Below are 25,944 nucleotides of genomic sequence, written 5' to 3'. Positions count from 1 at the left end.
AGCTGGTACTGAATTTGCCGCTAAACCCATATAGAACCAAGAAAAAAACCGAGACCGTGTCAAAAATTGAATCAGCACTCGATAAAGCGCTTGCCAAATTACCCGCACTCAAAAATTCGGTGAAGGCACGCCTCTGTAAGCTTTGGCAAAAACTCTCGCCTCACCTCGATAAAGTCAAAAAAATAGACTACGCAACAGCAAAAGAATTCGTCATTAAATACAAGTGGCGTATTTTGATTGTGTTGGTAGTTTTGTATGCTGGGTCAAAAGCATTTGATTACTTCTTCCCGGCAGCTGGCAAAGCAGGTGGGCCACAAACTATTACTAGTGTCGTTGTGGAGAAGAAAGATATCCCCTTAATTATTGAAGCGACTGGAACGATCATCTCTAGCAGCATCGTTGATATTCGCCCAATGACTACCAATACCGTGAAAGCGATTCACGTTAAAGATGGGCAAGAAGTTAAAGAAGGTGAACTCCTCTTCACTCTGGACGATCGCAATGATCGCGCCAACTATGAGAAATTAAAGGCATTGGCTGATGATGCACAGAAACAATACTTACGCGCCAAAGAATTGGTCGCCAAGAACTTTATTTCTAAGGCAGGCTTAGAGACATCACTAGCCAATGCAAAGTCAGCTCAAGCTGCTGCACGCTCAGCCGAAGTGCAACTCTCTTTTGATTCCATTCGCTCCCCTATTGCAGGTCGCGCAGGTATTGTGAATGTCTTTCCAGGATCCTTGGTTCAAGCAAGCAATATCGTCACAACTGCCACTAGCTCAACGGCAACATCTAGCGTGGGCTCTATGGTGACGATTACCCAACTCAATCCCATTAACGTCCAATTTGTAGTGCCTGAAAAAGATATTCCTTTGTTAATGGAAGGCAAGCAGGCTGACAAGCCATTAAAAGTCAAAGTCAGCGTTGGCAATGATGCCAAATCTGCCTATGAAGGTGAAGTCCTTGTGATTGACAACCAAGTAGACCCAAGCATTGCAGCGGTGCGTGTGCGCGCTCAAATTCCTAATGAGAAGATGACTTTATTGCCCGGTCAATTTGCCCGCGTCTCACTAAATGCCAATACCCTCAAGGACGCCATTGCAGTGCCATCTGAAGCAATCGTCATCAGCCCTAAGGGACGCTTGGTTTATGTTGTAGATAAGGATGACAAGGTTCAGCCTAAACCCATTAAAGTCGTTTATGAATATCAAGGCACTTCAGTAATTAATGGAATCGAAGCGGGCGACCGAATCGTTGTAGAGGGTAAGCAGAACTTACGCCCTGGCAGCAAGATTAGGGAAGCAAAAAAGCAAACTGCTGCACCCGCTCCAGCTAAAGCAGCGGCACCTGCCCCAGAGAAAAAATGACGCTTTCAGAGTTATGTATTAGACGGCCCGTCATGACGGTGCTGTTATCAATTGCAACGGTGATTGCAGGTACGGTTGCGTACTTCAAGATCCCCGTTGCAGCTCTTCCCAGCTTTAATACACCCATCATTTCGGTAAGCGCCAGTCTGCCTGGTGCTGCACCAGAAAACATGGCATCTTCTGTGGCGCTGCCATTAGAAAAAGAATTTTCCACAATTGATGGCATCAAAGTTATTAGCTCAACCAATACCCTGGGCTCGACTAATATCACCCTCGAATTTACGAACGATCGGGATATCGACAAAGCAGCGGTGGATGTTCAGGCGGCACTCTTGCGTGCCCAAAGAAGACTTCCTATTGAAATGACGGTTCCACCGTCCTACCGCAAAATCAACCCCGCAGATACAGCGGTCCTCGTGATTCGGATGAGTTCACCATCCATGAGTCTGTCTGAGATCAATGCCTACGCAGAAAATCTCTTAGCGCCCTCACTCTCTACGATTACGGGTGTATCGCAAGTCTTGGTCTACGGGGCTAAACGATATGCGGTTCGAGTCAGCGTTCGACCAGATGCTCTAGGCAACCGCAACATCACGATGGAAGAGTTGGCTCTGGCAATTAATAAAGCCAATACCAATAGCCCAGTCGGCACTTTGGATGGCCCTCGTCAGCTGATCACCATTTATGCCAATCCTCAACTAGTTAAAGCAGAAGAATTCGGCAACCTAGTTATTGCTCAGCGCAATGGCTTACCGGTATATCTTCGCGACGTGGCCGATGTGCAAGAAAGTTTTGAGGACGTAAAGACTTTTGCTACTTCCGGCGGCGAGCGCTCAATTGCGATCGGTATTATGCGTCAGCCAAATGCCAATACGGTTGATGTGGTTGCAGCGGTTAAAAAATTACTTCCCACATTTAAAGAGCAAATGCCAGCATCAATTCAGCTGACATTGATCAACGATAGATCTCTGTCAATTATTGAAGCAATTCATGACGTTAATGTGACGCTAATCCTGACCATTCTTTTGGTGGTCCTTGTCATCTTCTTATTCCTGAAACGACTATCTGCAACGCTCATCCCTTCAGTGAGTTTGCCAATCTCCCTGATTGGGGCATTCTTCTTACTCTACTTCTTGGGCTATAGCTTAGACAACATTTCTCTTCTGGGGATTACTCTTGCCGTCGGCCTGGTGGTGGACGATGCCATCGTTGTTCTAGAGAACATCATGCGCTACATTGAGCAGGGTATGGATCCCCTCAAGGCATCACTTAAAGGCAGCAAAGAAGTGGGATTCACGATTATCTCCATCTCCATTTCTTTGGTAGCTGTATTTATCCCTCTCTTCTTTATGGCCGGTCCAATTGGCCTACTCTTCAGAGAATTCGCAGTGGTGGTATCGCTTTCCATTTTGGTATCGGCGGTGGTTTCTCTCACGATCGTGCCTCTCCTCTGCAGTCGCTTCCTACCAAAGCCTGGCGACCATCCAAAAGAATATGCCATCACGAAAAAGTTTGATCGCATCTTTGACTACTCACTCAAAACCTACATTCACTATTTAGATCTAGCCTTAGCTAATCGTAAAAAAGTATTGTGGGGAGCAATTGCTTCTTTCTTCATCACGATTGCTCTATTCGTCTATAGTCCAAAAGGTTTTTTTCCAGAAGAAGATATTGGTCAAATTACAGCAACCACTGAGGCTTCAGAAGACACTTCCTTTAAGACCATGCTGGAGCTTCAAGATCGTGCAGCTGAGATCGTAAATAATGATCCCAATGTGGCTAATTCAATCTCTATTTTGGGTGGCGGTCAAAGCGCTGGACGCAATACCGGACGTTTTTTCATCATCCTGAAACCCAAGGGCGATCGCGAGAAGATGAGCAAGGTCATCGAGGGCTTGCGCAATAAATTTAAAGAAATCCCAGGGCTGCAGGTATACATGCGCCCCGTTCAAAACTTACAACTGGGTGGACGTAGCAGTAAGAGTCGCTATCAATTTACTTTGCAGAGTGTCGGCTTTGAAGGCGTTAACGATTGGGCAGATAAGCTCACCCAAAAAATGCGCGCTGACCCCATCTTCCGCGACGTCACCAGCGACTCTCAACTCAAGGGGCTTAACGTCAAGATTGAGATTAATCGTGAGCAGGCAGCTAGTGCTGGTGTAACTATTGCCGATATTCGTAATGCGCTCTACAACTCCTTTGGAGAGCGGCAGGTATCGACAATCTATACACCGGTCAATACCTACTATGTCATTCTAGAAACCGCTGAAAATGATCGTCAGTTTGAGACCGATCTGAATAAGGTCTATGTCAGAGGTCGCGCAACGGATAAGCTTATCCCCCTATCAAGCCTAGCGACCTTTGTTCGCAGCATTGGACCGACAGCAGTAAATCATCAAGGTCAAATTCCAGCGGTCACCATTTCATTTAACTTGGCACCAGATGTCTTTCTGGGCGATGCTACCAAAGCAATTGATGGCTTTGTCAAGGAAGTGGGTTTACCACCTTCGATCATTACGAGCTACGGTGGTGATGCTGCCGTATTTAAAGATAATCAATCCGGTCAAATCATCTTGATCCTGGCAGCACTGGGTGTGATTTACATTTTGCTGGGTGTGCTCTATGAGAGTTACATTCACCCCCTCACTATCTTGGCCGGACTACCCTCCGCTGCGATTGGCGCCATCTTGTCATTGCGCATCTTTGGATTTGAGTTAACCATTGTTGCTTCGATTGGTATTTTGCTGCTCATTGGTATTGTGAAAAAGAATGCGATCTTGATGATTGACTTTGCACTGGATGCACAACGTAATCAAGGCATGTCGCCTGAGAAGGCTATTCGTGAAGCTTGTATCTTGCGATTTAGACCCATCATGATGACAACGATCGCCGCGCTGATGGGTGCGCTTCCTATTGCCCTTGGATTGGGTGCTGGAGCGGAGTTGCGCCAACCTCTGGGTATCAGCGTAGCGGGAGGCTTAATCTTCTCGCAATTTGTAACCCTCATCATTACCCCCGTGATTTACCTCTATTTAGATAAATATGCAGGTAATGGGCCCATGGAAATCCCACCATCTGTGTTAGAAGGCACCTAATGCGTCAAGTTATTCTCGATACGGAAACTACCGGTCTTAATCCCGCTACAGGCGATCGCATTATTGAAATCGGTTGCGTTGAAATGATTGGCCGTCGATTAACCGATCGTACCTTTCACTACTACATTAACCCAGAACGTGACATCGATGCAGGCGCTTTTGCCGTTCACGGACTCTCACGTGAGTTCTTATCGGATAAGCCAGTTTTTGCCAATATCGTTGAAGAACTAATTGAGTTTGTGGATGGCGCTGAAGTAGTTATTCATAACGCGGCATTTGACTTGGGATTCTTGGATAACGAATTTGCTCTACTGAAGCGCCCTGCTTTTAGAGGTCTTGCCTCAAAAATTACCGACACCCTTTTAGATGCGCGTCAAATGTTTCCAGGGAAGCGCAATTCGCTGGATGCACTCTGTGAACGCTTCGCTATTAGCAACCAACATAGAACCTTGCACGGCGCTTTATTGGATGCCCAGCTATTGGCTGAAGTCTATGTAGCGATGACACGTGGTCAAGAAGATCTCTCAATTGACCTAATTGACTATACCGTCGGTACAGATGCATCGGGTCAAATGAAAGCATTACCAGCGAATCTGAAACTCATGGCCGCCAGTGATGAAGACTGCCAGCTACACGAAAAGATTTTGGGTGAGATTGCCAAAGCAAGCAAAAAGGACCCCGTATGGAGTCCTTCTGCAACAGCTAACTGACTACCAAATTCAATACGAATTTAGATTTCGGCTGCGATCGCTTTACCCAACTCATCCGTACGGGCCTTGCCACCCAAGTCAGGCGTGAGTGGCGAATTATCTGCAGCAAGAACCCGCTCAATGGCATTAAAGATGGCCTTGCCTGCCTCCGGATAACCTAGGTGATCCAACATCATTGATCCAGACCAGATCTGCCCAATTGGATTAGCAATCATTTTGCCGAAGATATCCGGTGCAGAACCATGAACTGGCTCAAACAAAGAGGGGAACTTCCCTTCTGGATTAATACTTCCTGATGGCGCTACAGCAATTGTCCCAGTACAAGCTGGCCCCAAATCCGACAAGATATCACCAAACAGATTGCTGGCCACTACAACATCAAATCGATCAGGGTTCATCACAAAGTGCGCAGCCAAGATATCGATATGATATTTATCCATTCTCACGTCGCCAAATTGCTTGGCCATTTCTTCAACCCGCTCATCCCAATACGGCATGGTGATAGCAATACCGTTGGACTTGGTGGCTGAAGTTAAATGCTTCTTTGGACGACTTTGAGCCAAGTCAAAAGCGTACTGAAGAATGCGGTCGACACCTTGCCTAGTAAAGATAGATTCTTGAATAACAAACTCACGATCAGTATCAGGGAACATTTTCCCGCCAACACTGGAATATTCACCCTCCGTATTTTCACGTACAACGTAAAAATCAATGTCGCCTGGTTTGCGATTCGCTAGTGGGCATGGAACGCCGGGGAGCAGTCGAACTGGTCGCAAATTGACGTACTGGTCAAAGCAGCGACGAAACTGAATGAGGCTTCCCCATAAAGAAACATGATCCGGAAGAATATTGGGCATACCTACAGCACCAAAAAATATCGCATCGTATTGCATCAGAGTATCGAACCAATCATCCGGCATCATCTTGCCATGCTCGAGATAGTAATCACAGCTAGCAAAATCAAAATGATCAAACTGCATGCCGATACCAAACTTTTTGCTAGCGGCTTCTAATGCGCGAACACCCTCAGGCATCACCTCTTTACCGATTCCATCGCCAGGAATAACGGCAATTTTTGGATTTTTAATTACTTTATTTTTCTTCATTGAATGTCTTATCCAATCTTCAATATGAATGGGGTTAACTAATCGCCCGACGAATCTCATCGGCCTTAGGCTTGGATCCAGTTACAGATTCTGTATCGTGCTCGGTCGTATTTTCAATAGTTTCGACCACTGCTTCCTGCATTCGAATATTGTCTTTTGGGCAAATTGGGGCGCCATAGGTAGCCCACTTCTTCAATAGCGTTACCTCGTATCCGCACTGAGCACATTTGGCTTTATTGCGACTCGCATTGCTAGGCCTTGGTGGCGGAAAGACGATTGCTTGATGGGGATATGGCCCAAGCTCTTGACTGATCATCATCAAACGCACCATTAGCTCTTCAGTAGCATGCGCCATTCTGGCAGGGCCCTCTAGACCTACAGTCTGAGCAATCCCCTTAAAGTCTTCTCCATGACCACTAAAACAGTCATCTACTGCATGACATAACTCATGCACTAGCGTGTCTAACAATTGAACTGGATCATCCAACTTCGGTGAAATGAAAATCTCATTGACACCGCCGCCAGAGCGCTCACGCGGCCAACATTGCCCCAGCGTCGTTCTCGGACTGCTAGAGGCTGGAAAACCACAAGACACTCTCACTGGCGGAATGGCATATCCTGCCTTTGAAAATACAGGTTCTAAATGTCTAACGGCGTCTTCTAGCCAAGATTCTCTTACGGAGTGATGCTTCATTAATAACTCGTTTATGTTTTTTAGTTCGGAGATTGAAAACTGGGTAAGCCGCTATTATCGCTGCCCTACTTTGACGTCACCAAAAATAGCTTGCGCTTCTCGCGGTAAACAGCGCCAATAACGCTCATTCGATGGCACGGTACCGCCTAATGCTGCAGCAGCTTCCCAGGCCCAGCGAGGCTTGTACAAAAATGCGCGGGCTAAAGCAATGAGATCCGCTTCACCGGCTTGCAAAATATCCTCGGCCTGCTGAGGCTCCGTAATTAAACCTACCGTCATCGTAGGCAAACCCGATTGGTCTTTTACGATCTTGGCAAATGGCACTTGATAGTTTGGCCCTATCGCAATTTTTTGTAGCGGTGAGATGCCACCTGATGAGATGTGAACAAAGTCACAGCCCAGCGGTTTGAGGAGTGATGCAAAGTCAGCAGTCTCTTGCGGAGTCCAACCACCCTCAATCCAGTCACTTGCTGAAATCCGAATACCCAATACGCCTTGATATGCCTTGCGCACCGCCGCAAATAACTCCAAAGGAAAGCGAATGCGATTTTCATAGGAGCCACCGTATTCATCAGTACGTTGATTGGCAATCGGCGATAGAAATTGATGTAAGAGATAGCCATGCGCCCCATGCAACTCGATGCCATCCACACCGACACGCTCAGCACGCTGCGCCGCAACAACAAAAGCACTAATCAGCTCTTCTAGCTCTGCTTTAGACAGCTCATGCGGCAAGCGCTCATCTTTTAACTGCGGGATGGCCGAGGGAGCAATCGTCTCCCAGCCACCCTGCTCTTTGGAGAGCAATTGACCCCCATCCCAAGGGGTAGCACTGGAAGCTTTACGGCCAGCATGTGCCAATTGAATGAAAACAGGCGTTTCTGGCGCAAGCTTACGCGCTCTAGTGAGCTTATCCTTGAGGGCTGCCTCAGTACGCTCATCCCACAAGCCGAGGCAAGCGGGGGTAATGCGCCCCTCTGGCGTTACCCCAGTGGCCTCAATAATGAAAAGGCCTGCCCCGCTATTAAGAAGGTTGGCCCAGTGCATTAAATGCCAGTCTTGAGCCTCACCATGAATAGCTGAATACTGGCACATAGGCGCTACTACGATGCGGTTAGGGAGCGTTAAATCGCCCTTAGGAGAGCTTAGCGTGTAACTGGAAAATAGAAGACTCATGAAAGGCCCTTGGATCCTGAAATGCGTATAAGTAATGAAAGCGATAAAATAGAAAGAGTAGGATAAACGAGACCTTAGACTTGTGCGATTCCTTCGCAATACAAGTTTATTGAACCTAAAACTAGTAAAAAATTATTAAGCAAAATACTATGAGCGCACCACAAGCCTTTGAATCAAAAGAAGATATTGGCCATTTTGTTGGCGGTAAAGTCGTCAACCCAAAAGATGGTCGTTTTGCCGATGTCTTCAATCCCTCCACTGGAGCAGTGGCAAGACGCGTTGCCTTAGCCAGCCGCCAAGAAATTGATGCCGCTGTGGCGGTTGCCCAAACTGCATTTCAGAGCTGGAGCCAGACCCCTCCTCTGCGCCGTGCACGCATCATGTTCAAGTATCTTGAATTACTCAACGCTCATAGCGATGAATTGGCTGCCATCATTACAGCAGAGCACGGCAAGGTATTTACCGATGCCCAGGGCGAAGTCACCCGCGGTATTGATATCGTGGAATTTGCTACTGGCATTCCCGAACTGCTGAAAGGCGATTACACCGAGCAAGTCTCTACCGACATCGACAACTGGGTAATGCGTCAACCATTAGGCGTAGTAGCAGGTATTACGCCGTTTAACTTCCCTGTCATGGTGCCAATGTGGATGTTCCCAATGGCGATTGCTTGTGGCAATACCTTCATCCTCAAGCCAAGCCCAACTGATCCATCCGCCTCTTTATTCATGGCAAAGCTTTTAAAAGAAGCTGGTTTGCCCGATGGCGTATTTAACGTTGTTCAAGGCGATAAAGAAGCGGTTGATGCCTTAATTGAAAACCCAGATGTGAAAGCTGTTAGCTTTGTTGGCTCCACTCCAATTGCCAACTACATCTATGAGCGTTGCGCACACTTTGGCAAACGCTCCCAAGCATTGGGTGGCGCTAAGAACCACATGGTAGTCATGCCCGATGCAGACATTGATAAGACAATCGATGCCTTGATTGGTGCAGCCTATGGTTCAGCTGGTGAGCGTTGCATGGCTATTTCAGTAGCTGTTTTGGTTGGTGATGTTGCAGAGAAGATCATGCCAAAACTCATTGAGCGCACTAAGACACTCAAAGTGAAGAACGGCATGGAACTCGATGCGGAAATGGGTCCAATCGTTACTAAGGCTGCTTTAGAGCGCATCACTGGTTACATCGAGAGCGGTGTTGCTTCAGGCGCTAAGTTACTCGTAGATGGTCGCGGCTTGAAAGTACCTGGCCATGACAATGGCTTCTTTATCGGCGGCACTCTCTTTGATAACGTGACTCCCGATATGAAGATCTACTTAGAAGAAATCTTCGGACCAGTGCTCTCTTGCTTGCGTGTAGCGAACTTTACTGAGGCTTTGAACTTGGTCAATGCTTGCGAATATGGTAACGGTGTTGCCTGCTTCACAAGCGACGGCAACATTGCTCGCGAATTTGCACGTCGCGTACAGGTCGGCATGGTAGGCATCAACGTACCTATTCCAGTTCCAATGGCTTGGCATGGTTTTGGCGGTTGGAAGAAATCCCTCTTCGGTGATATGCATGCCTATGGCAAAGAAGGTGTTCGCTTCTATACCAAGCAAAAGAGTGTGATGCAGCGCTGGCCTGAAAGTATCGCCAAGGGTGCAGAGTTTGTGATGCCAACTTCGAAGTAATTTGATTTAGTAGTAGGTATCCACCAATAAAAATAGCGGCCTTCGGGTCGCTATTTTTTTATCTTCAATTTCTATTAAAAATTGGATCTCAAGCAGGAATAAAGTAATGCCTCTCAATGGCGCGGGCAAATAGTACGATTACCGATACTAAGGCCAAATACACCAGGGCCGCCATGAGATAAGCTTTAAAGAATTGGAAGTTAGTTGCGGCCAATTCTTGTACGCGGGCAAAGAACTCTGTGTATTGAATCAAAAAGGCAACAGAGCTGTCTTTGAGATTCGCGATAACCTGATTGGTTAATGCTGGAATAGAAAGACGGATCACTTGCGGCAGAGTAATCAGTTGAAAAATCTGCAAGGGATTAAATCCCTGTGCACTCGCTGCCTCTAGCTGACTTTTATCCAAGCCATTAAAGGCTGTCTTTAAATATGCGGCGTTGTAAGCCGCCACATTAAACGTAAAACCAATGAAGGCAACCGTAAATGGGGAGAGTCTCACACCCCACTGTGGCAAGCCGTAATACATTAAGAACAATAAGACAATCAAAGGCATTCCTATGAAAAAGGAGATATAGGAATTGATAGCGCCGCTGATGTACTTGTTTTTGCTCAGAGTGAGATAAAACACCACAATCCCCAGAAGTAGCCCAGAGATGCTAATTAAGCCGGCCAATTGCAGTGTCTTTACCAAGCCAGCCAAAATCAGAGGCATCTGCTCCGTCAGATCGCGAAAAAAGAATGACCACCCTCCCATCAGGACTTTTCCTCGGAAGAAAAGAAAGATTGAATTACTGGATCACTATGCTTACTTAAGACATCAATTCGGTCATCAGCTCGAATCACACCACGATCTAAGAACATCACGGTATCAGCAATATTGCGCGCTAAGTTGAGATCATGAGTAACGCAGATCATGGTAATACCATCGCTATGTAAGCGATTGATGAGATCGGCAACATCTCTAGACATGACTGGATCCAGGGCAGAGGTTGGCTCATCCAGAACGAGTACAGCGGGATCCATGGCCAAAGCCCTGGCAATGGCAACCCGCTGCTTCTGCCCCCCAGAAAGCTGGGATGGATATTTATCTTGATGCGGGGTCATTTCAAAATGAGACAACTCAAGCAAGGCTTTTTCTTTAGCCTCAGCCTTACCCATCTGATGCAACTTGCGAAGACCCAATGAAACGTTATCTAAAACTGTTAAGTGACTATACAAAGCAAACTGCTGAAATACGAAGCCAATCTGCTTACGCAAAGCACGCACATCAACATCAGGACCCAATACCTCCTTACCTCTAAAGATAATTGATCCAGAGCTAGGCTCGACCAGGCGATTAAGGCAACGTAGTAAAGTCGATTTACCAGACCCTGAGGCACCCATCAGCACCCTCACGTCACCCTCGTTTAGATCAAGATTGATGTTCGACAAAACAGTTTGCCCATCAAACTCTTTAACCAAATCCCTCACTTGAATTAATGCCACAGAATTGCCTCTTTGAATATTGTCATATGGATGCTCATACAGGACTTATTCCTGGAATTTGGTAACGCCTGCTCAGTAATTGCACACCCAGCAGGCAAATTCGGTAAATCACAAAATACAAAATGCCTACTGCTAGGTAGACCTCTATACCGCGCAGCGTTGTTGAGGTCAAAGTCATGGCCTGTTTAGTAATTTCCGGGATGCCCACCGTATAAGCAAATGGCGAATACTTTAAAACGGAGGTGAATTCATTGACCATACCCGGAATGGAGAATCGCAACATCTGCGGTAATTCAATCAATTGCAACACCTGGATGCGGGTCATGCCCATTGCTTGAGCGGCAATCACCTCATTAGGATCTACGGAGTTAAATGCACCCCGAAATACTTCCGCCAAATACGCTGATGCAACAAGGCCCAGACTGAGCGCCATGGCCATCAAAGGGGGCACCTTAAAGCCAATGCCTGGTAAACCAAAGTACACCATGAACAGGAGAACGAGAACTGGCACACCTCTAAAGACATAGGTATAGCAGTCAATCAGGGGAATGAGCCAAGGTATATTGAGGCGACGCAAACTTGCTAAGAATAAGCCCACCACCAAGCCGGTTGCCGAGCAAACCAGGGTCACTATTACCGTATAAGAAACGCCCTGAGCTAACTGGGCAAGAATATCCAGAAAAGTCACAGGGCAGGCTTTCGACTACTTATTAGAGTTTTGATAAACAGTGCTTATTTCATCCACTTGTCTAGGATGGCTTTGATCTTTTCTGGACCAAGCTCATTGAGATACTTATCAAAGTCATCACGCAACTTGGAACCTTTTGCAAAAGCAAATCCTAGCTTATCAAAACCTTTAAATACATAACTGCTTTGAATCGGAAGCTTGAGTTTATTTTCATAATTGAGGAATACAGGCTCTTCAATAAAAGCTAGATCTAGATTGCCATTTTGCAGATCGGTAATCACTTCAGCGTATGAAGGGTACAGCTTTACCTTACTCAATGAATAGTAACCTTTAGGCTCCAGCTCATTCTTAATGAGATCGTCATATGCCATACCCCGTGGATAACCAATAGAGTATTTCTTGAGCTGATTCAAATCCGTGATCTGAATATTCTTATTCTTCATGCTGACCAAATGCCAAGCATTGTCATAGTAAGGCTGGGAAAAATCCATCACCTCTTTACGCTTATCGGTAATAGAAATACCTGAAAAGGCGACATCAGCTTGACCACTAGATACGGCACCGAGCATGCCAGCCCAGTCATATGGAGTTACTTTATAAGTGCAACCGCGAGATTGGCAGTAGCCCTGGAAAATATCCATATCCACACCAACAATCCGTCCTTTGTCATCAAATAACATCGGCGGAGATGCAGGCGAAACAGCGACCTTAATTTCTTTAGTATCTGAGGACTTGGAGCAAGCCACAATGGTGAGCGCTAGAACAGCAGCAAACAATGCTAGAAAAAAGCGTTTCATGAGTACTTCTCCTATCCTAATGAATGGTTATACCCATGCTATGGGTGCATGCCAAGTATAGGGGAATTGGGGGAAGGCTGGCTACTGCAGGGTGTTTTTAAAGGCTGGTAGCATTGGCATTGCCATGACTTCAATACCCTCTTCACGCAAAGCTTCAGCCTCATCAAGGGTAGTTTGACCACGAATACTCCGCTCAGGAGATTCCTTGTAGTGAATTTTGCGAGCTTCTTCAGCGAAAGAGTTTCCGACATCCTCGGAGCGCCCCATCAACTCACGCATGCCCTTTAAAAAGGCAGCCTGTACCTGCGCCTCTAATTGAGAATGATCGCTTCCAGTCAGGGCAACAACGTCGCCAGATAGCGCGCCGCCAACACTGCCGCCATCTGCTGTCCCGGGGCTGGCAACAGTCAATTCAGTTGAAGCTGGAATTTCCTTGCTCGAGCCAGATTTAGCGATATGTGGAGCTGATGGCATCCGGGTAATCTCGGTGCTATCGCAAATAGGGCACGCCAGCATCCCCTTGTCCTGCTGAGCAAGGCAATCCTCCTCAGAGGCAAACCATCCTTCAAAGCGATGGTCTAGGGGGCAAGCGAGGTTATAAACTTTCATAAGACCTATATAGGGGCAAAAATACCGAATTCAATAGCCCTATTTTAATAGGATTATGAAATTACCCCGGGATAGGCGTGGGACTCACTAGGCCACGGCGATATCGATCTAGCCAATAAGTCGCTATCGTCGTCTTCACATCTGTAATTTCGCCCTGCTCCACCCACTCCAATAGTTGGTCAAGAGGGGCAGCAAATACATCTAAAAATTCCTCATCATCCAGATGGCTTTTGCCGGAGACCAAATCTTCAGCAAGGTAGATATCAATAAATTCTGTTGAATAGGAAATCACTGGATGAATGCGGCGAATAAAGCTCCACTTGCCTGCAGAATAGCCCGTCTCTTCCTCTAGCTCTCGCTGGGCACAGAGTAATCGATCCTCACCAATTTCTAGCTTGCCCGCAGGTATTTCTATACATGCTTTTGCAATCGGATATCGATATTGGCGCTCCATCAGCACCCTGCCATCATCCAAGATTGCCAATATAGCGACTGCGCCAGGATGCGTCAGATATTCACGAACTGCTTGCTTTCCATCAGGCAGACTCACCTGATCGCGCTTCATATTCAAAAAGATGCCGCCGTAGATATCCTCCCCAGATAAACGCTCTTCCCTCAAATGGGCATCGCCAGCAGGAAGGTCATTAAAGGATTTTTCAGTCATTGCACTCTTTCGTTAAATGAATCTCCATCATACAAAACTCAAATGACAGAAAAGAAAAAGGCTCCTATTCGGAGCCTTCATCAGTAGCTAAAGAGCCTATTTACTTATGAGCCCAGTAGCGTGCGGCGCATTGCGTCTAGGCACACAGCCATCAGCCCAGCCGGGAAGATTCCCAAAGCCAGTACAAATAATGCATTCAAGCTTAAAAGACCACGAGCAAAGCCTGATCCAGTTATCTCAGCAGCATGCTCTTCTTTGGGTTCATCGAAGTACATCACTTTAACCACTCTGAGGTAGTAAAAGGCACCAATCAATGAAGCGATCACGGCAATAATGGCCAAGAATGTGTGCCCACCATCTACCAAAGCTTCAAGTACACCCAACTTAGCAGCAAAGCCTACTGTCGGCGGAATACCAGCTAAAGAGAACATCATCACCAGACCGATAAATGCGAACCAAGGGTGGCGCTTATTTAAGCCCTTGAGGTCATCAATAGTTTCGCAATCGTGACCCTTGCGTGACAACATCATCAAGAGTCCGAAGCTTCCCAAAGTGGTTAATACATAAGTGATGGCATAGAACATTGCTGCACTAAATGCATGGTCGTCAAATACAGATAACATGCCTAGCAATACAAAGCCCATCTGCGCAATCGCAGAGTAAGCCAACATGCGTTTCATATTGGTTTGAGCAATAGCTGTCACGTTACCCACCACTAAGGACAGGATGGCCAATAGGACAAGCATCGGCTGCCAATCGCCCAAGAGCGGCAATAAAGTATTTACGAGTAAGCGGAACAATAAAGCAAAGGCAGCAATCTTAGGGGCTGCGGCAATCATTAAGGTAACCGCTGTTGGCGCCCCTTGATACACATCCGGAACCCACATATGGAATGGCACAACACCGAGTTTGAAAGCCAAACCAGACACAATGAAGACTAATCCAAAGGCCATCACTAAATGATTAACACGTGGATCAGCAACCGTTCTAAAGATTTCAATTAAATCGAGTGAACCGGTTACTCCGTACAGCATCGACATGCCATAGAGCAAGAAACCAGATGCTAGAGCGCCAAGAATGAAGTACTTAATAGCCGCCTCTACACTCTTCTCGTTGCTGTGACGCATCGCTACCAAAGCATAGGTAGGCAAAGCCATCAACTCAAGACCCAAATAGAGGGTCAACAAATTGGCACCGGAGATCAATACGCACTGCCCCAACAAAGCCAGCAATACCAAGACAATGAAATCTGGACGGAACATCGCACGATCTGTGAGGTATTGCTTTGAATATACCAAGCTCACCAATACCGCACCGCAGGAGCAAGCTTTTAAGAGGTTTGAAATTGGATCAGACTGGAATAAACCGTTCATAGCAACAACGGAAACATCTCCAATGCGACCTACAAATGCAAAGATCAAATAGACCAACAAAATGATGGAGAAAAAGTAGACAAAACCTACGCCACGCGGCGTATGGAAAATATCTTGCTCTACACCAGGGGTTGCTGGCTGACGTTCAGGAACATAAACGCTTGCCACCAACAGGAGGCAAGCGGCTACAAGTAAAACGAGTTCCGGCAGTACGGCGTATAGGTCAAATGCTTGCATTAGCTTTTACTCAGAGTTTGCTAACAGCAACATGCTGCAGCAGATTAATCACGGCTGGATGAATGATGTCGGTAAACGGTTTTGGATAAACACCCATACCGATCACGCAAATAGACAGTACTGCCATCATGAAATACTCACGTGCATTGAGGTCTTTTAATTCCTCAACATGCTGATTAGTGATTGCGCCAAAGAAGACTCGCTTCACCATCCATAAAGAATAAGCGGCACCCAAAATCAAAGCAGTCGCTGCCAGGATACCAATCACAAAGTCGTAATCAACCGCAGCCAGGATCACCATGAACTCACCCACGAAACCGGAGGTAGCAGGCAAACCACAGTTAGCCATTGCCATCAAAACCGCAAAAGCAGTAAATGCAGGCATACGATGTACAACGCCACCGTAATCAGCAATTTGACGGGTATGCATGCGGTCATACAAAACGCCGATAGAGAGGAACATTGCCCCAGCAACGAAGCCATGGGAAATCATCTGGACAATACCGCCCTCAATACCCAGAGGGCTAAAGAGGAAGAAGCCAAGTGTTACAAAGCCCATATGCGCTACTGATGAGTAGGCTACCAACTTCTTCATATCTTTCTGGACCAAGGCTACTGCACCTACATAGATCACAGCCACCAGTGATAGGAAGATAACAAATGGACCAAGGAATTGACTTGCATCAGGTGCAATTGGTAGAGAGAAACGCAAGAAACCATAAGCACCAAGCTTCAACATGATTGCAGCCAACACGACAGAGCCACCAGTCGGCGCTTCTACGTGCACATCTGGCAACCAAGTATGTAATGGCCACATTGGTACTTTCACAGCGAAAGCCATGAAGAAAGCAAAGAAAAGGAGAATTTGCTCAACGATGTCGAGGCGAGCGTTATGCCATGACAAGATATCAAAGGTATTTGTCACGTTGTACAGGTACAGCATGGCAATCAAAGTGAGTAATGAGCCAAGCAATGTATACAAGAAGAACTTAAATGCTGCGTAGATACGGTTATGACCGCCCCACACACCAATGATGATGTACATCGGAATCAAAGTTGCTTCGAAGAATACGTAGAACAACAAAGCATCTAAAGCGGCGAATACACCAATCATTAAGCCAGAAAGGATTAAGAAAGAGGCCATGTACTGCGAGACCTTCTTATCAATTACTTCCCATGCAGCAATCACTACAAAAATATTGATAAATGCAGTTAAAACGATGAACCAAACAGAGATACCGTCGATACCTAAGTGATAGTTAATGTCGTAGCGAGGAATCCAGCTGATCTTTTCAACAAACTGCATGCCAGGGTTGGCGATATCAAAATGGATGATCAACGGCAGTGTTGCAATAAAGCCAAGCACCGACCCAAAGAGAGCTAACCAGCGAACACCGGCAGTCGGCCTCTCCGAACCGTAGAACAAAATAATGATGCCGAAGAAAATCGGGATCCAGATGGCGTAAGAAAGAATCATGATGGCTACTTAAGTAACAAAGGCCTAGCGAACAAAAGGCAGGTAAGCGTACAAAACCCAAGCTAGCAATACCGCTAAGCCCGCAATCATTGCGAAGGCATAGTGATAGAGATAACCGGATTGCAAATGGCGAATCACCGCAGAAAAGCGCCCTACTGCATGTGCGCTACCGTTAACCAAGAAGCCATCAATAGCTTGTTGATCGCCGCGATGCCACAAGACGCCACCGATCCACAGCAAGCCCTTAGAAAATACTGCTTGGTTTAAATCATCTAAATAGTATTTGTTATCCAAGAGCTTCTTGATTGGAGCGAATGCCTGCGCAACAACACCAGGCAACTTTGGTGCCCAGAGATAACCAATCGCAGCAGTTAATACACCCAGCACAACGAGAAGCAATACTGGTGAAGTCAAGGAATGCATTGCCATCGCAACTGGGCCATGGAACTCTTCAGCAAGTTCTTTCATAGCTGGATGCTTGCCGATATCCACAAAGATGGAATCGCCAAAATAAGTGCCAAACAACAAAGGTGTAATCGTGTAGTAACCAATGATGACGGAAGGAATCGCCAACAAGATCAAAGGTAAGGTCACAACAAATGGTGACTCATGTGGCTTTTGGCCAGGAGCCAAACCGTGGTGCGCGTGATCATCACCCTGCTCTGCATGATCGTGATGGTGATCGTGTGCGTGAGCATCTGCATGACCCCAGCGGGCTTTGCCGTGAAATACATAGAAGTACAGACGGAAAGAATACAAAGCCGTTACAAAGACGCTGGCCATCACTGCGAAGTAAGCAAAGCCAGAACCAGGAATATGGCTAGCAGCTACCGCCTCAATGATGGAGTCTTTAGAGTAGAAACCTGAGAAGAATGGTGTACCAATCAATGCTAAGTTACCCAACAACATCATTAGGCAAGTAATTGGCATGTACTTCCAGAGGCCGCCCATTTTGCGCATATCTTGCTCATGGTGCATTCCCAAGATCACGCTACCAGCCGCAAGGAACAAGAGCGCCTTAAAGAATGCATGCGTCATCAAATGGAAGATCGCCACCGGATAGGCGGATACACCCAAGGCAACAGTCATGTAACCCAACTGTGACAAGGTTGAATAAGCAACTACTCGCTTGATGTCGGTCTGGACTATGCCCAAGAAACCCATAAATAGCGCAGTGATAGAACCAATCACCAAGATGAAGCTCAAGGCTGCATCAGACAATTCAAATAGCGGCGACATACGTGACACCATGAAGATACCGGCAGTCACCATCGTTGCAGCATGAATCAATGCAGAAATTGGGGTTGGGCCTTCCATCGAATCAGGCAACCAAACATGCAATGGGAACTGTGCAGACTTACCCATTGCGCCAATAAAGAGGCAGATACAAGCTACGGTGACTAAATTCCAGCTAGTGCCAGGCAATGTTTGCGCAGCTAGTGCCGTGTTTTGAGCAAAGATCACGTCGTAGTTCATTGAACCAGTACTGGCCAACAACAAGCCAATACCTAGAATGAAACCAAAGTCACCAACACGGTTAACCAAGAAGGCCTTCATATTGGCAAATACGGCAGATTGGCGCTCATAGTAAAAGCCAATCAATAAATAAGAAACTACGCCCACCGCTTCCCAACCAAAGAAGAGTTGCAAGAGGTTATTGCTCATCACCAACATCAACATGGCGAAGGTAAAGAGCGAGATGTAAGAGAAGAAGCGGTTGTAGCCCTCTTCGCCCTGCATGTATCCAATCGTGTAGATATGGACCATCAAAGATACAAAGGTCACCACACACATCATGGTGGCTGTCAGCGGGTCAATTAAGAAACCAATATCCAGATTGAGTTCACCCAATTGCATCCAGCGATACACGGTGCCATTGAAATAGAACCCATCCATGACTTGTACCAGCACGAAGCATGACAAGACAAAGGCGATCATCACACCAAGAATGGTTACAAACTGGCAAGCGCCGTTACCGATGCGATTGCCACCTAATTTGGTGCCGAAGAAGCCCGCAATTGCGGAGCCAAACAATGGGGCCAGCGGAATTGCGCAGAGAACAGGGAGAGTAAGTGTCAATTGCATGACTAGCCTTTTAGGTGGTCAAGGTCTTCAGCATTGATGGTGTCCACCTTACGGAAGAGAACAACCAAGATTGCCAAACCGATCGCTGCCTCAGCAGCAGCCACAGTCAAAATAAAGAATACGAATACTTGACCAGCCATATCACCCAAATAATGGGAGAAGGCTACAAAGTTCATGTTCACCGATAGAAGCATCAACTCAATTGCCATTAAAAGCACAATGACGTTCTTGCGATTTAAGAAGATGCCAATCACGCTAGTCGCAAATAAAATTGCGCCAAGCACTAAGTAGTGAGCTAGGGTAATAGTCATTTCTTCTCCCCGCGAACATCTTGCTTTGCGGCCATATCAGAGCCCATCTTGACAATACGCATACGATCAGCAGAGTTCACATTGACCTGCTCATGAATATTTTGGGACTTGGAGTCTTTGCGATTACGCAAAGTCAAGGCAACAGCTGCAATGATCGCCACCAACAAAATCACACCAGCCACCTCGAAGGCATAAACATAATCCACGAAGATCAACATACCCAAAGCTTGTGTATTGCTAGTTGTCATTTCTTCGAGCATTGGTTGCACTGGCGCGCTAGTACCAATAAAGCTACGAATCAGGACGATAGACAATTCCAAAACGATCACCGCACCCATCAAAAACGCTACAGGCAGGAATTTCTTGAAATCACGGCGCAAATGCTCAAGATCAAGATCGAGCATCATCACTACGAACAGGAAGAGCACCATTACGGCGCCAACGTATACAAGAATCAGGGCAAGACTTAAGAACTCTGCCTTGAGGAGCATCCACAAACCAGAGGCGCAGAAGAAAGCGAGGACTAAAAACAATGCGGCATGCACTGGATTGCGTGCAGTAATCACGCGCAATGCTGAAAACACCAAAAGGCCAGCAAAGGCATAAAAGAAAACTGCAAAAAGTGTAGAAGTATCGAATGTCATATGTCGTTGTGCTCTATTCGATTAACGATAAGGCGCATCAGCTGCGCGGTTAGCGGCAATATCTTTTTCATACTTATCGCCTACGGCCAAAAGCATTTCTTTAGTGAAATACAAATCACCGCGCTTATCACCGAAATATTCAAAAATATTGGTTTCAACAATAGCGTCAACTGGACAAGCCTCTTCACAGAAGCCACAGAAAATACACTTTGTTAAGTCAATGTCATAACGGCTGGTGCGACGTGTACCGTCATCGCGCTCAGCAGTTTCAATTGTGATTGCATAAGCAGGACATACGGCTTCGCACAATTTACAACCAATACAACGCTCTTCCCCGTTTTCATAACGGCGTAAAGCATGTAAACCACGAAAGCGGGCAGACTGAGGTGTCTTCTCTTCAGGGTATTGAACAGTAATTTTTGGCTTGAAGAGATAGCGACCAGTAATCGACATACCAGTCAAAATATCTCTCAGCATCAAGCTATCGAGGAATTGGGAAATTTTCTTAAACATGATTGATCAACTTATTTCCAAATATTCAATGGGGATACAACCCATGCACCAACGACAACTACCCAGAATACAGAGATAGGAATAAAGATCTTCCAACCCAAACGCATAATTTGGTCATAGCGATAACGTGGCAATGTAGCGCGTAACCAGATAACGCAAGATAAGAGGAAGAAAGTTTTAGCAAATAGCCAGAAGAAGCCTGGGATATCGCGCAAAATTGGTAAATCCACAATAGGCAACCAGCCGCCTAAGAACATCGTTGCTGCTAATGCTGCGATCAAGATCATATTGGCGTATTCAGCCAAGAAGAACATGGCAAATGCCATACCGGAGTACTCAACCATATGGCCAGCAACAATCTCAGACTCACCCTCAACGACGTCGAATGGATGGCGATTCGTTTCAGCAACACCGGAGATAAAGTAAATCACAAACATCGGCAGCAATGGCAACCAATTCCAAGAAAGGAAGTTCAAGCCTACGCTGGCGAAATAGCCCTGCTCCTGTGAAGCCACAATCGTGCTCAAGTTCAAAGAGCCAGAAGTCAACAACACGGTAACCAATGCAAAGCCCATTGCAATTTCATAAGAAATCATTTGCGCCGAAGCACGCATAGCACCCAGGAATGGATACTTGGAGTTAGATGACCAACCCGCCAAGATCACACCATAAACACCAATGGATGAAATTGCCATTACATATAGCAGTCCAGCATTGACATCAGCTAAGACCATTTTTGCCTGGAAGGGGATCACTGCCCAAGCAGCAAAAGCCGGCATGATCACCATCACAGGTGCAATGAAATACAGTACTTTGCTGGCCTGAGTCGGAGAAATAATCTCCTTCATCAACAACTTCAAGGCATCAGCGATTGGCTGCAGCAAGCCTAGAGGACCAACACGATTTGGTCCAAGACGGATATGCATCCAGCCGATTAACTTACGCTCCCAAAGAGTCATATAAGCAACTGCGCCAAACATCGGTAATACGATTATTACGATACGTACCAATGCCCAGACAAGTGGCCATAATGAGCCGAAGATGGCCTCACCTTGGGTGGTAATGAGGTTCAAGAAATTATCCATCTCGTCCCTTATGCCTTGCTAACAGTTACAGGACCAAACATCGATCCCAATTTAGCGCTAGCCATAGTGCCCGCAGAAATTCTGATGGCACCTTTAGCTAAGTTCGCTTCCAATGTGACAGGCAAATCTACAGACTGATCACCTTGGGTCACTCGCACAGCATCACCCTCTTTCAAGCCCAACTCATTAAAGAGCGCTTGACCCAATCCAACTTGATTGCCACGCTTAGCATCACGAGTTAACTGCAATGCTGATGAACGACGTACGATTTGATCGCCGGCGTAAATGCCGACATCAGATATGCGCTCTAAACCTGTTGATGGAGCTACATTACTATTGCTTAAGCCAGTAGCTGTAGATTGATTTGACAACTTAGTGCAGTAATTTTCACCAAGCGCCTCACCCAATACCTCTTCAGGCATGTTGTAGAGGAAGCCATCCAAATTCAACAAACCACCAAGAACCCGGAGAACCTTCCATGCTGGACGTGAATCGCCCAAAGGTTTTACAGCTGGCTGAATCGTTTGTGCACGGCCTTCGGAATTAACAAAAGTAGACACTGTTTCCGTAAATGTAGAGATCGGCAGAATGACATCGGCCACCTCAAGGAGATCGGCGCTCTTATAAGCACTCAAGGCAATCACAGTATTAGCCTTTGCTAACGCAGCGCGTGCTTGTGAAGGATTTGGCAAATCTGCATCTGGTTCGATATTCATCAAGATCACTGCGCGGCGATCGCCAGAAAGAACTGATTCAATACCGGCGCCGTTCGCATTAACCAAGCTAGCACCAACAGCGTTACCGCCAACCGGCAAGAAACCTAAAGTTGCGCCAGTTTGCTCAGCAATGAATTGTGCCAAGACATGCAAATTAGATGCTTGCGGATGCGCGATTGCGGCAGAACCCAACAATACAGAAGTGGATGTACCAGAAAGCAAGCTATCCGCAATCTTTTGCGCGCTAGCAGACACTGGTAAGTTTGGCGTGCCGGCCGGAGCAGTAGCAGACTTCGCCTTAGCCACCGCCAAAGCAACTTCACTCAATGCATTGAGCCATGTACCTGGAGTAGCAGCAATACTAGTTGCAGGAATTAACCAATCATCGCCACCTGCATCGATGCGTGAAACCTGTAAACCGCGCTTTGCGCCTGCACGTAGACGAGTAGCGATCAACGGCTGCTCTTTACGCAAGAAGCTACCAATTACTAGAACGCGATCGAGCTCGCTAACTTTAGAAATCGGCATACCTAACCAAGGAGCGTTAGCTGCACCTTTCACATCAGTTTGACGTAAACGAGTCTCTACTTGATTGGATCCTAATCCGCGAATCATCTTTTGAAGGAGATACAACTCTTCAGTACTGGAGATTGGATGCGCCAAAGCAGCAACTGCCTCAGGGCCACTTTCGGAGGAAATCGTTTTGAGTGAATGAGCAACGTAATCCATTGCCGAATGCCAATCAGTCTCTAACCACTGACCGCCCTGCTTCACCATGGGTGTAGTTACGCGATCTGCACTATTAAGACCTTCGTAAGCAAAGCGATCACGGTCGCTAATCCAGCACTCATTTACTGCATCATTCTCTAAAGCAACAACACGCATTACTTTGTTAGCTTTTGTTTGAATAGTCGTGTTCGCGCCAAGACTGTCATGCGGACTGACTGAGCGTTTACGACCTAATTCCCAAGTACGCGCAGCATAGCGGAAAGGCTTGCTGGTTAACGCACCTACTGGGCACAAATCAATCATGTTTCCAGATAGCTCTGAATCAATGGTTTGACCTGCGAAAGTAGTGATTTCAGAATGTTCACCGCGATTGACCATACCCAATTCCATTACGCCGGCAACTTCTTGACCAAAGCGTACGCAACGAGTGCAGTGAATACAACGTGTCATCTCTTGCATGGAGATGAGTGGACCTACATTCTTGTGGAATACAACACGCTTTTCTTCTTCGTAGCGTGAATTCGATTTACCGTAACCAACTGCCAAATCTTGTAACTGACACTCGCCACCTTGATCGCAAATTGGGCAATCTAAAGGATGGTTAATCAACAGGAACTCCATGACAGAGCGCTGCGCCTCAACTGCTTTAGCGGAGTGCGTGAAGACCTTCATGCCTTGGGTCACGGGTGTCGCGCAGGCTGGCAATGGTTTTGGTGCCTTCTCTACTTCCACTAAGCACATACGGCAGTTAGCGGCGATAGAAAGTTTCTTGTGATAGCAGAAGTGTGGAATATAAGTGCCGAGCTTGTTCGCGGCGTGCATCACCATCGAACCTTGCGGAACTTCTACTGCCTTACCATCTAATTCGATTTCAACCATGCTCACTTTAAGATGTCCCGTGCTCAATGTCTTATAAAGGTTTCGCAGAATCTAAGCAGCGCTTATGTTCTACGTGATACGCAAATTCATCCATGTAATGCTTCAACATGCCACGAACTGGCATAGCAGCTGCATCACCTAGGGCACAAATCGTGCGACCCTGAATGTTTGCCGCTACATCATTTAATAAATCTAAATCCTCTGGGCGGCCTTCGCCATGCTCAATGCGGTGAACAATGCGCCACAACCAGCCAGTACCCTCACGACATGGGGTGCACTGACCACAAGATTCTTCGTGATAGAAGTAAGACAGACGCTCTAAGGCGCGAACCATGCAGCGTGTTTCATTCATCACGATCACTGCACCAGATCCCAACATCGAACCTGCTTTCGCAATGCTGTCGTAATCCATGGTGAGCGTCATCATCTCGGCACCAGGAATAACTGGTGAAGAAGATCCACCAGGAATTACCGCCTTTAATGGAATGCCATCACGCATGCCACCAGCAAGCTTCAATAGCTCAGCAAATGGTGTGCCCAATGGAATCTCATAATTACCTGGATAAGTAACGTCGCCGGAGATTGAGAAAATCTTTGTGCCGCCGTTATTTGGTTTGCCCAACTCTAAATACGCTGGGCCACCAATTGCCATGATGAATGGCACGGCAGCAAATGTTTCAGTGTTATTGATCGTAGTCGGCTTGCCATACAAACCAAAGCTAGCAGGGAATGGTGGCTTGAAGCGAGGCTGGCCTTTCTTACCTTCAAGCGACTCTAAGAGCGCCGTCTCTTCACCACAGATGTATGCACCCCATCCTGGAGCAGCGTGCAACTGGAAGTTGAAATCACTTCCCATGATTTTGTCGCCAAGATATCCGGCGGCACGAGCTTCTTCAAGCGCTTCTTCGAAACGAGAATAGACTTCCCAAATTTCGCCGTGGATATAGTTGTAACCCACCGTGATGCCCATGGTGTAGGCACCAATAATCATGCCCTCAATCAAGGCATGCGGGTTATAACGCATGATGTCGCGGTCTTTAAAAGTACCCGGCTCACCTTCGTCACTATTGCAAACTAAATACTTTTGGCCAGGGAATTGGCGTGGCATAAAGCTCCACTTCAATCCTGTTGGGAAGCCTGCGCCTCCACGACCACGTAATGATGAGGCTTTTAATTCAGCAATGATCGCATCCGGCGCGATTTTGTCATTGATGATGCGACGTAACTGCTGATATCCGCCACGGCTTTCGTAATCTTTTAAACGCCAGTTCTCACCATTTAATCCAGCAAGGATTAATGGCTTAATGTGTCTATCGTGCAAGCTGGTCATGCTGCTTTCCCTTCTGCACGTAGCTCATTTAATAGAGCATCAATCTTTTCTTTACTCATGAAGCTGCACATGCGCTTGTTGTTCACCAACATCACTGGTGAATCACCGCATGCACCCATGCACTCACCCTCTTTTAAGGTGAACGTTCCGCAAGGAGTTGTCTCGTTGTAGCCGATTCCCAATGTTTCTTTTAAATACGTTGCAGCAGTTTCACCATGGGTTAACTGGCAAGGCAAGTTTGTGCAAATTACCAACTTGTATTTACCAATAGGCTTGGTGTCATACATGTTGTAAAAAGTGGCTACTTCATCAACTGCAATCGTTGGCATTTCTAAAATTTGAGCAACAGTAGCAATCACCTCTGGTGAAACCCAACCCACTTCAGTTTGGGCAGCGATCAAAGAAGCCATCACTGCGGATTGCTTTTGCTCTGGAGGATATTTCGCGACATTGCGCGCAATGTCTGCGAGCGTTTTGTCTGAAAGTTGAAGAGTTGTTGTCATG

Annotated in this window: 23 protein-coding genes; 4 read left to right on the top strand and 19 right to left on the bottom strand. The window is 46.6% G+C overall.

Annotated features, from left to right (window positions below; translation table 11 throughout):
• Window positions 1-56: 56 nt before the first annotated feature.
• From ICN16_RS00600 to dnaQ, 3 genes are read left to right on the top strand one after another with little or no spacing between them, the layout of a single operon-like run.
• Complete coding sequence (locus ICN16_RS00600) at window positions 57-1,367, top strand: efflux RND transporter periplasmic adaptor subunit (RefSeq protein WP_216133130.1); 1,311 nt, start codon at window positions 57-59, stop codon at window positions 1,365-1,367.
• Window positions 1,364-4,462 carry an efflux RND transporter permease subunit gene (locus ICN16_RS00595; RefSeq protein ID WP_216133129.1) on the top strand — a complete coding sequence of 1,033 codons (3,099 nt, stop codon included), beginning with the start codon at window positions 1,364-1,366 and terminating at the stop codon, window positions 4,460-4,462. The genes ICN16_RS00600 and ICN16_RS00595 overlap by 4 nt, the downstream gene beginning before the upstream one ends.
• Window positions 4,462-5,172 carry a DNA polymerase III subunit epsilon gene (gene dnaQ, locus ICN16_RS00590; protein ID WP_216133128.1) on the top strand — a complete coding sequence of 237 codons (711 nt, stop codon included), beginning with the start codon at window positions 4,462-4,464 and terminating at the stop codon, window positions 5,170-5,172. The genes ICN16_RS00595 and dnaQ overlap by 1 nt, the downstream gene beginning before the upstream one ends.
• A 20-nt stretch (window positions 5,173-5,192) precedes the next feature.
• Here the strand turns inward: dnaQ and ICN16_RS00585 are convergent, their stop codons facing one another.
• The 3 genes from ICN16_RS00585 to ICN16_RS00575 are packed head-to-tail and all read right to left on the bottom strand — an operon-like array spanning window position 5,193 to window position 8,148.
• Entirely contained in the window at window positions 5,193-6,260 is a 1,068-nt protein-coding gene (locus ICN16_RS00585; protein ID WP_370625609.1) for a tartrate dehydrogenase, read from the bottom strand.
• A gap of 52 nt (window positions 6,261-6,312) precedes the next feature.
• Window positions 6,313-6,972, bottom strand: coding sequence for a SprT family zinc-dependent metalloprotease (locus ICN16_RS00580; protein WP_216133126.1), 660 nt, complete (start codon window positions 6,970-6,972; stop codon window positions 6,313-6,315).
• 54 nt (window positions 6,973-7,026) lie between these two features.
• Complete coding sequence (locus ICN16_RS00575) at window positions 7,027-8,148, bottom strand: NADH:flavin oxidoreductase/NADH oxidase (RefSeq protein WP_216133125.1); 1,122 nt, start codon at window positions 8,146-8,148, stop codon at window positions 7,027-7,029.
• Window positions 8,149-8,297: 149 nt separating this feature from the next.
• Here ICN16_RS00575 and ICN16_RS00570 point away from each other — a divergent pair, with 149 nt between their 5' ends.
• Window positions 8,298-9,818, top strand: a complete 1,521-nt coding sequence (locus ICN16_RS00570) for a CoA-acylating methylmalonate-semialdehyde dehydrogenase (protein ID WP_216133124.1) — start codon at window positions 8,298-8,300, stop codon at window positions 9,816-9,818.
• 88 nt (window positions 9,819-9,906) lie between these two features.
• On the opposite strand, the gene ICN16_RS00565 is transcribed toward ICN16_RS00570, so the two are convergent.
• The 16 genes from ICN16_RS00565 to nuoE form a co-directional block, all read right to left on the bottom strand.
• Window positions 9,907-10,572, bottom strand: a complete 666-nt coding sequence (locus tag ICN16_RS00565; RefSeq protein ID WP_216133123.1) for an amino acid ABC transporter permease — start codon at window positions 10,570-10,572, stop codon at window positions 9,907-9,909.
• Window positions 10,572-11,303 carry an amino acid ABC transporter ATP-binding protein gene (locus ICN16_RS00560; RefSeq protein WP_216133122.1) on the bottom strand — a complete coding sequence of 244 codons (732 nt, stop codon included), beginning with the start codon at window positions 11,301-11,303 and terminating at the stop codon, window positions 10,572-10,574. Before ICN16_RS00560 ends, ICN16_RS00565 begins: the two co-directional genes overlap by 1 nt.
• A 34-nt stretch (window positions 11,304-11,337) precedes the next feature.
• Entirely contained in the window at window positions 11,338-11,991 is a 654-nt protein-coding gene (locus ICN16_RS00555) for an amino acid ABC transporter permease (RefSeq protein WP_216133121.1), read from the bottom strand.
• Window positions 11,992-12,035: 44 nt separating this feature from the next.
• Complete coding sequence (locus ICN16_RS00550; protein WP_216133119.1) at window positions 12,036-12,788, bottom strand: transporter substrate-binding domain-containing protein; 753 nt, start codon at window positions 12,786-12,788, stop codon at window positions 12,036-12,038.
• Between the two features lie 81 nt (window positions 12,789-12,869).
• Window positions 12,870-13,397 (bottom strand): DUF1178 family protein, encoded by a 528-nt coding sequence (locus tag ICN16_RS00545; RefSeq protein ID WP_216133118.1) that lies wholly within the window; start codon window positions 13,395-13,397, stop codon window positions 12,870-12,872.
• 61 nt (window positions 13,398-13,458) lie between these two features.
• Window positions 13,459-14,061: an NUDIX domain-containing protein gene (locus ICN16_RS00540; RefSeq protein WP_216133117.1), complete on the bottom strand. Its 603-nt coding sequence runs from the start codon at window positions 14,059-14,061 to the stop codon at window positions 13,459-13,461.
• A 104-nt stretch (window positions 14,062-14,165) separates the two neighbouring features.
• Window positions 14,166-15,671 (bottom strand): NADH-quinone oxidoreductase subunit NuoN, encoded by a 1,506-nt coding sequence (nuoN, locus tag ICN16_RS00535; RefSeq protein WP_216133115.1) that lies wholly within the window; start codon window positions 15,669-15,671, stop codon window positions 14,166-14,168.
• Between the two features lie 10 nt (window positions 15,672-15,681).
• Window positions 15,682-17,148: an NADH-quinone oxidoreductase subunit M gene (locus tag ICN16_RS00530; RefSeq protein WP_216133114.1), complete on the bottom strand. Its 1,467-nt coding sequence runs from the start codon at window positions 17,146-17,148 to the stop codon at window positions 15,682-15,684.
• A gap of 24 nt (window positions 17,149-17,172) precedes the next feature.
• Window positions 17,173-19,233: an NADH-quinone oxidoreductase subunit L gene (gene nuoL / locus ICN16_RS00525; protein ID WP_216133112.1), complete on the bottom strand. Its 2,061-nt coding sequence runs from the start codon at window positions 19,231-19,233 to the stop codon at window positions 17,173-17,175.
• 2 nt (window positions 19,234-19,235) lie between these two features.
• Window positions 19,236-19,544 (bottom strand): NADH-quinone oxidoreductase subunit NuoK, encoded by a 309-nt coding sequence (gene nuoK / locus ICN16_RS00520; protein WP_062308407.1) that lies wholly within the window; start codon window positions 19,542-19,544, stop codon window positions 19,236-19,238.
• Complete coding sequence (locus tag ICN16_RS00515) at window positions 19,541-20,188, bottom strand: NADH-quinone oxidoreductase subunit J (protein ID WP_216133111.1); 648 nt, start codon at window positions 20,186-20,188, stop codon at window positions 19,541-19,543. Before ICN16_RS00515 ends, nuoK begins: the two co-directional genes overlap by 4 nt.
• A gap of 21 nt (window positions 20,189-20,209) precedes the next feature.
• On the bottom strand, window positions 20,210-20,701 hold the full coding sequence (gene nuoI, locus ICN16_RS00510; protein WP_216133110.1) for an NADH-quinone oxidoreductase subunit NuoI: 492 nt from the start codon (window positions 20,699-20,701) through the stop codon (window positions 20,210-20,212).
• 11 nt (window positions 20,702-20,712) lie between these two features.
• Window positions 20,713-21,786, bottom strand: a complete 1,074-nt coding sequence (gene nuoH, locus ICN16_RS00505) for an NADH-quinone oxidoreductase subunit NuoH (RefSeq protein WP_216133109.1) — start codon at window positions 21,784-21,786, stop codon at window positions 20,713-20,715.
• 8 nt (window positions 21,787-21,794) lie between these two features.
• Window positions 21,795-24,110 (bottom strand): NADH-quinone oxidoreductase subunit NuoG, encoded by a 2,316-nt coding sequence (gene nuoG, locus ICN16_RS00500; RefSeq protein WP_216133107.1) that lies wholly within the window; start codon window positions 24,108-24,110, stop codon window positions 21,795-21,797.
• A 31-nt stretch (window positions 24,111-24,141) separates the two neighbouring features.
• Window positions 24,142-25,440, bottom strand: coding sequence for an NADH-quinone oxidoreductase subunit NuoF (gene nuoF / locus ICN16_RS00495; RefSeq protein WP_216133104.1), 1,299 nt, complete (start codon window positions 25,438-25,440; stop codon window positions 24,142-24,144).
• Window positions 25,437-25,943: an NADH-quinone oxidoreductase subunit NuoE gene (gene nuoE / locus ICN16_RS00490; RefSeq protein WP_216133102.1), complete on the bottom strand. Its 507-nt coding sequence runs from the start codon at window positions 25,941-25,943 to the stop codon at window positions 25,437-25,439. The genes nuoF and nuoE overlap by 4 nt, the downstream gene beginning before the upstream one ends.
• Between the last annotated feature and the right edge of the window lies 1 nt (window position 25,944).

It is taken from the genome of Polynucleobacter sp. es-MAR-4, from assembly GCF_018882055.1.
Classification (GTDB): Bacteria; Pseudomonadota; Gammaproteobacteria; order Burkholderiales; family Burkholderiaceae; genus Polynucleobacter.
This window is presented reverse-complemented; position numbering and strand designations above follow the sequence as displayed.

Coding starts and splice junctions, on each gene's coding strand:
- ICN16_RS00545 (WP_216133118.1), bottom strand. CDS start 13,397: ATGAAAGTTTATAACCTCGCTTGCCCCCTAGACCATCGCTTTGAAGGA.
- ICN16_RS00530 (WP_216133114.1), bottom strand. CDS start 17,148: ATGATTCTTTCTTACGCCATCTGGATCCCGATTTTCTTCGGCATCATT.
- nuoH (WP_216133109.1), bottom strand. CDS start 21,786: ATGGATAATTTCTTGAACCTCATTACCACCCAAGGTGAGGCCATCTTC.
- ICN16_RS00550 (WP_216133119.1), bottom strand. CDS start 12,788: ATGAAACGCTTTTTTCTAGCATTGTTTGCTGCTGTTCTAGCGCTCACC.
- dnaQ (WP_216133128.1), top strand. CDS start 4,462: ATGCGTCAAGTTATTCTCGATACGGAAACTACCGGTCTTAATCCCGCT.
- nuoE (WP_216133102.1), bottom strand. CDS start 25,943: ATGACAACAACTCTTCAACTTTCAGACAAAACGCTCGCAGACATTGCG.
- ICN16_RS00565 (WP_216133123.1), bottom strand. CDS start 10,572: ATGGGAGGGTGGTCATTCTTTTTTCGCGATCTGACGGAGCAGATGCCT.
- ICN16_RS00580 (WP_216133126.1), bottom strand. CDS start 6,972: ATGAAGCATCACTCCGTAAGAGAATCTTGGCTAGAAGACGCCGTTAGA.
- nuoN (WP_216133115.1), bottom strand. CDS start 15,671: ATGCAAGCATTTGACCTATACGCCGTACTGCCGGAACTCGTTTTACTT.
- nuoF (WP_216133104.1), bottom strand. CDS start 25,440: ATGACCAGCTTGCACGATAGACACATTAAGCCATTAATCCTTGCTGGA.
- nuoG (WP_216133107.1), bottom strand. CDS start 24,110: ATGGTTGAAATCGAATTAGATGGTAAGGCAGTAGAAGTTCCGCAAGGT.
- nuoK (WP_062308407.1), bottom strand. CDS start 19,544: ATGACTATTACCCTAGCTCACTACTTAGTGCTTGGCGCAATTTTATTT.
- ICN16_RS00575 (WP_216133125.1), bottom strand. CDS start 8,148: ATGAGTCTTCTATTTTCCAGTTACACGCTAAGCTCTCCTAAGGGCGAT.
- ICN16_RS00570 (WP_216133124.1), top strand. CDS start 8,298: ATGAGCGCACCACAAGCCTTTGAATCAAAAGAAGATATTGGCCATTTT.
- ICN16_RS00540 (WP_216133117.1), bottom strand. CDS start 14,061: ATGACTGAAAAATCCTTTAATGACCTTCCTGCTGGCGATGCCCATTTG.
- ICN16_RS00595 (WP_216133129.1), top strand. CDS start 1,364: ATGACGCTTTCAGAGTTATGTATTAGACGGCCCGTCATGACGGTGCTG.
- nuoL (WP_216133112.1), bottom strand. CDS start 19,233: ATGCAATTGACACTTACTCTCCCTGTTCTCTGCGCAATTCCGCTGGCC.
- nuoI (WP_216133110.1), bottom strand. CDS start 20,701: ATGTTTAAGAAAATTTCCCAATTCCTCGATAGCTTGATGCTGAGAGAT.
- ICN16_RS00515 (WP_216133111.1), bottom strand. CDS start 20,188: ATGACATTCGATACTTCTACACTTTTTGCAGTTTTCTTTTATGCCTTT.